Raw genomic sequence first — 8,559 nt, forward strand, 5'->3', positions numbered from 1 at the left:
AAAAAGTAGCGTTGCGCCAGATCTTGTTGCACCTCCCGGATGGCACGGTAAAAGAAGTAACACAACAAGTGATGTTCAAGCGCGAAATAAAGACGAACTTGGCAACGGGTGAAAAAGAATACGGTGCTTGGGACATAGAAGAAGGCACATTGCCAGAATATCAAGTGGAGCAAGTGGAAAACTACGAACCAAGCCAATCAGTGGTCGAAGCAATGAAGGTAACGCCAGAAACAGCTGGCAACTGGACCGTAGATATTTACTACAACGCTAAAACTACAACTAGAACTGAGTATTATACAGCTAAGCGTGTTATCTCACTTGTTAAAGATGGTAAAAAAGTAGATGAGATCACGCAGAGCGTACTTTTCAAACGTGAGGTAACTAAGAACTTAGCGACCGGCGAGGAAACATTTAGTGACTGGAGCACTGATAATGATAGCTGGGAAGCTTTTGTTGCACCAAGTTTTGAAAATTATGTCGCAAACATCCCACAATTGGAGGCTGTGAAAGTTGACCCTAACACTAAAGATACTGAAGTAACGATCAACTATACTGCAGCTACAAAAGAAATTCAAGAAACACGGACTGTCAAACGAGTGATCAACATTTATCGTGATGGTAAAAAGGTCGACGAGATCACACAACGAGTAGTGTTTACACGCACAAATATCGTGAATTTAGCAACGGGTGAGATCACATATGGTGCTTGGAATGAGGACCAAAAACATTTCGCAGAATATGAAGTGCCTGAAGTATACGGCTATGAACCAGAAGAAAAAATCATTTCTGCAATGGCAGTAGATCCTGAAATGCAAGATACCACGGCTAATGTGAATTATAAATCGATCGTTACAACTGAAATCGAAGAAAAAGTTGTTGACCGTAAGATCATTTTAAATTTGCCAAATGGAATGACACGTGAGCATATCCAAAGTGTGACTTTCAAACGTGAGGTCTATAAAAACTTGGCGACGGGTGAAATGACGTATGGTGCTTGGGATATCCCACAAGCAATGTTTGAAGCTTATCAAGTTCCCGGATTTAGTGGTTATGTTGCTTCGGTCAAGCATATTGAAGCTTTAGAAGTGACAGCTGATTCTGAAAGTACCACAGTGGTCGTTGATTATTATCAACAAAGTAAGGAAGAAAAAGATGTTTTTCGCATCTTTAATATTCAAGTGATCGATGGTGTATTGCCCCGTGGAAAGCAACAATATACGCAAAAAGTAACATTTACTCGTGATGTTTACTTAGATGCTAATGGTAAAGTTGTGGGTCACGGTGATTGGGAACAGACAGAATTGATGTTTGAAGATTTTGAGATCCCACAACGTGAAGGTTATGCGACCTTTAGATCGGTGATCGCAGGTCAAAAAGTGACAGTCGATTCAGCAGATCTAGAAAGTGAGATCACTTATGTTGCGCATGCTAACGATACTGAAACAAAAGAAGTAAAGCGTAAAGTGACGATCATTTTGCCAAATGGCTCAAAGCATGAAGAGATCCAAACAGTAACTTTTGTTCGTGATAAGGTGACAAACCAAATATCAGGTAAAACATCATACGGTAACTGGTTACCGGCGACGGAGAATAGTGAGTTTCCTGAAATGGTATTACCAGATATTGCAGGGTATAAACCTTCGCAGACAGTAGATCGTCTTGATGTTACATCAGACATGGCTAATATTGAAGTGACTGTGACCTATGAACGTGACGGTGATGCAGGAGAGACAACGCCAGACGCCCCAGGCAATGGCGAAGTAACCCCAGATGTACCAGGTAACGGCGAAATAACACCAGACGCCCCAGATGCAGGAGAGACAACGCCAGATGCACCAGGCAATGGCGAAGTAACCCCAGATGTACCAGGTAACGGCGAAACAACACCAGACGCCCCAGATGCGGGTGAAACAACACCGGATGTGCCAGGCAATGGTGAAGTAACTCCAGATACTCCAGATGCAGGTGAAACAACACCGGACACACCAGAGAATGGTGAAACGCCATCAGGTACTCCTGAAGCAGGCGCTGACTCAGATTCTGATGATACGGATCAGAGTGATCTGGGGATGAAGCCAGAGATTGGGCCAGGTCAAAATTCTCCATCTAAGATGAAGAATAACGGCTCAGGTGCTAAGGTGCCTAATATGGCAAATAGCTCAGCAGATAAAGCAACAAAAAACAATGCAGCTGCAGGCACTGAATTACCGAACTTAGGTGATGAAACTGTAGGGCTCAAGGGTTTAGGTGCTTTACTAGCGGCAATGGCATGTGCATCATTGTTCATGTCGGCAACAGCTAAAAAACTAAAAAATTAAACTAACAAAAAGTAGTATGGATAAAAGTGCCATACTACTTTTTTTATGTTTTCAGTTTTCAAAAACACGCCGATAATTTCCCAGTTCAGCATCGGTTGCTTGTGTGCTGAGAAATGCGTTAGGATCGATCGCTTGAACGAGCTGTTTTAAATAGTTGAGCTGGCCTTTTTGGGCAACAATGATGATGATGTCAGTATTTTCGCCCGTGTAGATCCCAGTTCCCTTAACTAAAGTTGCACCGTGAACGAATTTCTTTAGTGCATCTGCGATCGGGGCGGAATTTTTGGTGAAGACCAAAATGTTGACATCTTTTTGCAAGACGAAAACGGAATCCATCAAATAGCTGGTGATCAACATACCTAAGAGGCTGTAAACAGTTCGCCCTAAGTCAAAGAAGAGGGCGGTAATGATCAATGTTCCACTATTTAAGAGATTGTTTAGGAAACCGACTTTCTTATGGTAGTGCAGTTGGATGTAATTGACGATAATATCCGTTCCACCAGTCGAAAAGCCGCTATTAAAGCAAAGTCCGATCCCCAAACCGACCAACGCTGAGCCAACCAAAGTATTAGTCAATTGGTCCTTAACGATCACGGCTTCCGGGATGAGACGTAAAAAGACGATATTTGACCCCACAGCCAGTAGTGAGTACACGATATATTTGATCCCAAATGCACGCCAAGCAAAGAGAAAGAGGGGCACATTAAAGAAGATCAGCAAGATACTCATTGAAAGGTCGATCCCAAACGTTGCCAGAACAGCTTGGAGTAACTGCGCGATCCCGGTCACTCCGACGGAATAGGATTGAGCGTTATTGAGAAACAGATTGATCGCGATCGCCGAAAGAAATCCATAAAGAAGTGCGAAAAAACTATTTCGGATCTGCTGTTTTTGACTGAAAAATGAAAAAAATTTGAACATGATCTAGCCCCCTTCGTTTAGCTGGTTGAATTATATTATATAGAAGTATACACCTATTACATATAGTGCTTAAACTGAAAAGTTACAAAATTATATTATATATAAATTACGTGTAGCTTTTTGTTATTTAATTTTATTAAATTTAAATAAATTTATGTTGCGAAAACTTACTGTATAAAAGCTCGAAATTGGTATAAAACGAGACTTAAACAAAAATTAATAGTTGTTTTATTATTAAGTAAAAATTAATATTATAGTGATAAGATAATTAATTTATCTTGTTTATTTAAGGAAAGTTCAAACAAAATGGAGGTTTTGGTGGAATGCTTTCAAAAAACAATAAAAAATTACAAGCCCAAAAGATGGAGCCAAAGCAACAACGCTTTGCGATCAAAAAATTCACAGTTGGTGTGGCTTCAGTCTTAGTTGGGACGACATTTGCGCTTTATTCAGGCGCAGGTAGTGTTTCAGCTGATGAAACAGCTACTCAAGAAGCAACAGCTGAAGTGGTGGAAGACAAAGCTGCTGACCAAACTGATGACAAAGAGGTAGCTTTAACTGCAACTGGTACAGCAGATACTGAAGCAGGTACCGCAAATACTGATGTTTCAGAAGCAACTCCTACCGTAGAAGAAGCAACTGATCAAAGTGCGCAAACCCAAGTACAAGCAACAAATGATCAAAACACACAAGCAGAAGAAGTAGCCAAGGAAGAAGCAACTCCTGTAAATGAGACTAACACAGCTACAGAAGAAGCTCCCGTAACTTCTGGCTTCAGACGTGTAGCTACAACAACAGCTGATGCAACACCGGCTGCTGATGAGACAGCTACGAATCCAGCTGATCAAGATGTATCAGATCAACTCCAAAATGAGTTGGAAAAAAATGCGATCTATAGTCCTGGGGATCCAACCGCTAAACAAACTTATTCTGGTAAGGCATGGGTCAAGGAAAAAGGTTCAGTTATTGATGGCTTTAACGCAAACAATGACAAACCGATCGCTGGAGTAAATGTTTATTTGCAATGGGTAAACGGTAAGGGATACGTATCTAAAGTTTACTATACGACGACTAATGCTGATGGGACTTTTGCAATTGATCTATCTAAACCAGAAGTGAGCAGTGATGGTACTGAGCACAAATTTGTGATTGCCGGTGATGGAGGTTTTGCGGTCAGAACATGGATCAAGAATCCAGACCCAGATAAATATAGTGTCATTAAACAAGGCGATCAAGTCTATGGGTTCCATACACGCTTGAACCGTAAGAACGAATCTTGGGACTTTACAGTGGGTGTTAATAAGATCGTTAACTCGCAAGTTATCTTACAAGAAAAGATGTTATTAGAAGATTGGTTGGTCAAACCAGAAGCTGAATGGGAAAAATCGCCTAATGTAGATGGTATCTGGCCAGATCGTGGTGCTTTTGGTAAAGCTAGTGGTTATGTGTGGTTCGATAACGGTGATGCGGCTGGAACATTGGCTAACCAATGGATCAATGACAGTAATGATGTCAAAGCTACGGGGACTAGAGTAGTTGGATCCTATTTGAATGGTGATGTAACGATCTTGTTGGATAACTGTAAAAAGGAACATAAGGGTTATTCAGTTGAAGATATGAAGGCTGCCCAAGCTGAAATCATTACTGCTTATGAAGCAGAACATGGTAAAGGTTCACATATTGCTGAAACAGTAGTTGCGACTGTGGATTCTAATGGTTACTACTACATGCCATTTAGAGGATTGTACGGTAAGACTGCAACAGACAAGGGGGGTAAAATCTCAGAAGATCAATGGCATACTTTAGTTAGTGATGAAGATGTTCGGAACAATAATTTGATGCAATGGAACGGTACTGCAGGCCAAATCGTACGTCATATCAATCAGGATTATATGTATATTGCACCATTGATCGATAATTACAACGTTTGGACGAATGCCTTTGCAACAAATATGTTCCAAGATCCAGCTAATTTCTTAACAAATGTTACGTCTTCTTACAACATTAATTCGGTCAACTTTGCTTTGTTGGCACCACAACCAATGATCGATGTAACTAACTACGATACAACAGATAAGATCGCATTCAAGGGTGATGTAGCAACGACAGTAGTTGGTGGGTTACTGCCTAATCGTGAATATCAGTTCCAATGGTTCCGTGATGGTAAGGCTATTGGCGATCCTACAACGATCACATCAACCGTAAATGGTGAAGCTACAGTGGCTGACTTTAATGTACCAGATGATATCACAGGTCAAACAAACTTTACTGTTGCGATTTTTGAGCAAGGTGAAAATACCAAGAGTTTAGATAATGCACAAGCTTTAGATTCCTTTATCGCTAACGTGCCAGTAGCTGACTCATATGAACCAGCTTACAAAGAAGTTGAAGGTACGATCGGTAAAGACACTGAACCTGTAACACCAACATTTACTGATGCAGCAGGTAAAGATACAACGGCGCCAGAAGGCACAACTTTTGCAACAGCTAAGGATGCTGATATTCCAGCTGATATCAAAGCTACTGTACTAGCCGATGCTAAAGTGCTCGATCCAGCTGATGTAACAGTTGATGAAAAGACAGGTGCAGTTACAGTTAAGCGTTCTGCTTTGACAGGTAAAGGCACATATGTCACACCAGTTCAAGTGACTTACCCAGATGGCTCAAAAGACTACACTTATGTAACGGTCAATGTAGCTAAATCAGCAACTGAACTCTTTGAGGCAAATGGTAGTCAGATCGATAAAGAACTTGGTCAACCTACAACAGAAGATGACATCAAGAATGCGGTAACTTTCAAAGACAGTGAAGGTAACGATGCAACAGCGCCAGAAGATACAACGGTTGTGCCTAAAGAAGGTAGAACTCTGCCAGATGGTAATACACCAGGCGTTTACGAAGTGCCAGTAACGGTAACATATTCAGATGGCACAACAGATGAAACGACTGTAACAGTTGTTGTTGGTAATGTGATCCCAGTTGATGATCCAAGCAAGCCAACACCAGCAGGTTATGTACGCGTAACCTTTGAAAAGGGCGATCACGGTGAATTTGCTGCCGATGCTAAGACAGTCTTTGACGTTAAGGAAGGCACGGCTGGCTCAGAATTAGCAAAAGTTGCTCCAGAAGTGACTCCAGCAGAAGACTATATCTTTACAGCATGGAGCCCAGAAGTTCCAGAAACGATCACAGCTGCTGGAACATTTACCGCTCAATACAAAGAAAAAGATACTGTAGCTTATACAGCAGAATTTGGTACGATCACCAAACCAGCTGGTGAAGCAACAACAGAAGATGACATTGCAGGCGCAGTTACCTTCAAGGATAAAGATGGTAATGATACAAAAGCTCCAGAAGGAACAACGATCAAACCAAAAGAAGGAACAACATTACCAAATGGCGATGAACCAGGTGATTATGAAGTACCAGTGACGGTAACATATCCAGACGGAACTACAGATGAAGGTGTAGTTAAGGTAACAGTTTTAGGTAAAGTTATCGATCGTACAGATGACCCAAGCCAACCAACGCCAGAAGGTTATGTGCGTGTAATCTTTGAAGCAGGTGAAAATGGTAAGTTTGGAGAAGGTGCTAAGACTGTCTTTGATGTACGTGAAGGCACACCAGTAAGTGAAGTAACAGTACCAGCAGTTACAGCAAATGAAGGTTTCGTACAAAAATCAGGTGCAGATGCCTGGAGCCCAGCCTTGCCAACAGATACATTCACAGCAGCTGGCACATATGTAGCACAATACGAAAAAGCTGCTACTGACGCAGATAAGTACGAACCACAAGTAGACCCAGTTGAAAAACCATATGGTGAACCAACGACAGCCGATGATGTAACTTCTAAGGTAACAGTACCAGGCTACCCAACAGATGGAGAACAACCAAAAGTAACGGTAGCTGATCCAAGCAAGTTGCCAGATGGTAAGACACCAGGTGATTACGAAGTACCAGTAACGGTAACATATCCAGATGGATCAACAGATGAAGTTACAGTGAAAGTAACTGTAAAAGAATCTGACGCAGATAAGAACACACCAGAAGGTCAAGACATCACAACACCAGTAGGTGGCAAGCCAGAAACTAAGTCTGGTATCGCTAATGTGGATAAATTACCAGAAGGTACGAAGTACGAATGGAAGACTCCAGTAGATACAACAACAGCTGGCGAAAAAAAAGGTACAGTTGTCGTAACGTATCCAGATGGTTCAAGTGAAGAAGTGACAGTTAAGGTGACAGTAACAGAAAACCCAACTGACGCAGAGAAGTATGAACCACAAGTAGAACCAGTTGAAAAACCATATGGTGAACCAACGACAGCAGACGATGTAACTTCTAAGGTAACAGTACCAGGTTATCCAACAGATGGAGAACAACCAAAAGTAACGGTAGCTGATCCAAGCAAATTGCCAGAAGGTACGAAGTACGAATGGAAGACCCCAGTGGATACAACAACAGCTGGCGAAAAAGAAGGTACAGTTGTCGTAACATATCCAGATGGTTCAAGTGAAGAAGTGACAGTTAAAGTTACTGTAACGGAAAATCCAACTGATGCTGATAAGTACACCCCAGAAGCTAAAGAACAAAAGGTTGAATTAAACGAAACACCAAATCCAAATGATTCGATCGGCAATTTGGGTGATCTACCAGCAGGGACAACAACGGCATTCAAAAATCCAGTCGATACAACGACAGAAGGTACAAAAGATGCGACGGTAGTAGTAACATACCCAGATGGCTCAACTGATGAAGTACCAGTTAAGATCGTGGTAACGGACAACCGTAGCGATGCTGAAAAGAATGATCCACAAGGTCAAGACGTCACAGTGGAAGTTGGTGGAACGCCAGAAGCTAAAGCAGGTATTGCCAATGTAAATGACTTGCCAGAAAACACAAAATTTGCATGGAAGACCCCAGTGGATACAACAACAGCTGGCGAAAAAGAAGGTACGATCGTAGTGACTTACCCAGATGGTACATCGGATGAAGTAACAGTCAAGGTCAATGTGACAGAAAATCCAACTGATGCTAATAAGTACACCCCAGAAGCTAAAGAACAAAATGTTGGGTTAAACGAAACACCAAACTCAGATGATTCGATCGCTAACTTGAAAGACTTGCAAGTAGGAACAACAACAGAGTTCAAGGATCCAGTAAATACAGCAACTGAAGGCACAAAAGATGCAACAGTAGTAGTGACCTACCCAGATGGATCTAAGGATGAAGTACCAGTTAAGATCGTGGTAACAGATGGTCGCACAGACGCAGAAAAGAATGAACCACAAGGCAAGCCAGTCGATGTAGAGTTGGGCAA

3 protein-coding genes are annotated in these 8,559 nt (G+C 41.7%); 2 read left to right on the forward strand and 1 reads right to left on the reverse strand.

The annotated features are described in order from the left end of the window. Positions 1–2,318: mucin-binding protein (locus FC30_RS09525; protein ID WP_420896557.1), on the forward strand; the 2,318-nt coding region annotated here is incomplete at its 5' end. 51 nt (positions 2,319–2,369) lie between these two features. On the opposite strand, the gene FC30_RS06140 is transcribed toward FC30_RS09525, so the two are convergent. Then, a complete protein-coding gene (locus tag FC30_RS06140) occupies positions 2,370–3,239 on the reverse strand; it encodes a YitT family protein (protein WP_010690171.1) in 870 nt (289 codons plus the stop codon). 323 nt (positions 3,240–3,562) lie between these two features. Between FC30_RS06140 and FC30_RS06145 the strand changes: the two genes are divergently transcribed. Beyond that, positions 3,563–8,559: Rib/alpha-like domain-containing protein (locus FC30_RS06145; protein WP_082597203.1), on the forward strand; the 4,997-nt coding region annotated here is incomplete at its 3' end.

The sequence above is a fragment of the Ligilactobacillus animalis KCTC 3501 = DSM 20602 genome (assembly GCF_001434535.1).
Taxonomy (GTDB): Bacteria; Bacillota; Bacilli; order Lactobacillales; family Lactobacillaceae; genus Ligilactobacillus; species Ligilactobacillus animalis.